General features: G+C 60.1%; 2 protein-coding genes and 1 pseudogene. 2 read left to right on the top strand and 1 reads right to left on the bottom strand.

What is annotated here, in order from left to right:
* Together ACTHL0_RS07405 and istB are read left to right on the top strand one after the other, a co-directional pair.
* A pseudogene (locus tag ACTHL0_RS07405) lies at positions 1 to 560 on the top strand (IS21 family transposase); the annotation flags it as partial.
* Positions 557 to 1,330 (top strand): IS21-like element helper ATPase IstB, encoded by a 774-nt coding sequence (gene istB, locus ACTHL0_RS07400; protein WP_440566035.1) that lies wholly within the window; start codon positions 557 to 559, stop codon positions 1,328 to 1,330. The pseudogene ACTHL0_RS07405 and the gene istB, both read left to right, overlap by 4 nt.
* Before the next feature lie 163 nt (positions 1,331 to 1,493).
* Here istB and ACTHL0_RS07395 read toward each other — a convergent pair.
* Positions 1,494 to 2,130: hypothetical protein (locus tag ACTHL0_RS07395; protein ID WP_440566033.1), on the bottom strand; the 637-nt coding region annotated here is incomplete at its 5' end.

Raw genomic sequence — 2,130 nt, 5'->3', positions numbered from 1 at the left:
ACGAGAAGGCAGAAACGCTGATCGCTTGCCACCACGCGTTATTCGAAACGCTCGGCGGGGTGCCGCGCGAGATTCTGTACGACAACGCCAGGACGATCGTGCTCGAGCGCGATGCTTACGGCAAAGGTGAGCATCGGTGGCATCCGGGGTTACTCGACCTAGCGAAGCGCTACGGCTTTATGCCCAGGCTCTGCCAACCGTACCGTGCTCGCACGAAGGGCAAGATCGAGCGCTTCCATCGTTATCTGCGCGGCAACTTCTACGTGCCGTTGTCCAGCTGGCTCAAGCAGTCCGGCATGCTGCTCGACGTCGACACAGCCAACGCCGAGGTCGGCAGGTGGTTGCGCGACGTTGCCAACCAGCGGGTACACCCCGTTACAGGAGCACCACCCGCAAAATTGTTCGAAGAACGCGAACGAGACATGCTTCGCATGCTGCCCGCGTTTGCAATGCGACGATCGGAGGCAACGCCGGCCGCAAGGACGACGACGCCCTCATCGTTACCGCTGCAGCATCCCTTGTCGGTCTATCAGCAACTGCTGACGGAGGTGCGGGCATGAATCTGCAGCAAGAGCGTATCGACGGTCACTGCCAGAGCCTGAAGCTTGAAGGGCTTATGCAGCGCTATGTCGCACTGGCCAGCGATGCGGCGGCCAAGCAGTGGAGTTTCCTCGATTTCCTTGAGCAGGCACTAGCGCATGAGCGCGAGATGCGGCAGCTTCGATCACGGCAGACGCTCGTGCGCATGGCGGGATTCCCGGCGATCAAGACGCTCGACGATTACGACTACGGTTTCGCCGTCGGCGCGCCACGCAAGGCCATCGACGAGTTAGCCACACTGCGCTTTATCGAGCGCGGCGAGAACGCCGTACTGCTCGGGCCGTCCGGTGTCGGCAAGACGCACTTGGCGATCGCAATCGGATATGCCGCAACGCAAGCGGGCATCAAGACGAAGTTCGTCACGGCAGCCGATCTGATGTTGCAGCTCGAGGCGGCTCGCCGCCAAGAGCGCTATGACGCCGTGCTTCGGCACAACGTTCTCGGACCAAGACTGCTGATCGTCGACGAGATCGGATACTTGCCCCTCTCGGGAGACCAGGCCAGCCACTTCTTCCAGATCGTAGCCAAGCGATACGAGCGCGGTTCGATGATTCTGACGAGCAACCTGCCGTTCACCCAATGGGACGAAACCTTCGGCGGCAACGCAACGCTAACCGCAGCCATGCTTGACCGTATCCTGCATCACGCCCACATCATCCAAATCAAGGGAGATAGCTACCGACTTAAACAGCAACGGAAAGCCGGCCACGTCCCGGCATCGAAGAATTAACCGCTGGCTCACTTTTACCTTGCGCGCTCACGCGCGAAGTGGCTCAGATTTCAAATGCGCTTGACACGAGTCAATTGTTTCGAGTGCGGCAGCCGGCGCGACGGTGGCCGGCTCGAGCCATAAGGGTGCCAACACCCGCTGCACCCTGCATAAACGTCTACCGCTATCTTTGAGTTGACGCAGTGTCTAAAATCCCCAATGCATCGGAGACGTCGTTAAAAAGCGCTCGCTCGCCGACAACAATCCCCAGGCGCGCGTACTTCCTTGCGTCCAATATGGCCAGCCGCAATTTTTCTTCGGTCCATCGACTCGCCTGCGCTGCGCCAACGATAAGCGCGAGTGACGACACGGTTGCGACGTGGGGTGCCTGGCGGCTTCGGATAGCGCGCGCCTTGCCGTCGTCGAGGGCAACCGCGTGATTTACATCAGCGGCCAGCGCGATTGCGGCGCTCTCCCCGTCGCCAAGCGCAGCCGCAGAATCGCCCGAGACCAAGCCCAGATAGAAGCGATATGCGGTAGACGACATGGTCGCAATTTGCAATGCGCCACAAATAATCAGCGGTTCGAGAGGGTCACCATTAGCGGCATCTGGACGAGGGTGTCGCTTCACTTCGCGCCTTGTCCGTACTTCGACAAGGCAGGGTAGCCCGATAGCATCGACGATATCGGCGGCGAATCCCGTCGCCAGGATGTTGAAGATGACGCTCGCATCAAGAACGAGCGGACTGCTCGGCAAAAGGTCAGAGGGCAAGTTCAAGCGCTTCACCTTCCCCGCCATCCACAGTCTCGAGTACCTCCCG

The sequence above is a fragment of the Trinickia sp. genome, assembly GCF_051961175.1.
Classification (GTDB): domain Bacteria; phylum Pseudomonadota; class Gammaproteobacteria; order Burkholderiales; family Burkholderiaceae; genus Trinickia.
Note: the sequence above shows the minus strand (reverse complement) of the source record. Positions and strands in the feature narration are given on the sequence as shown.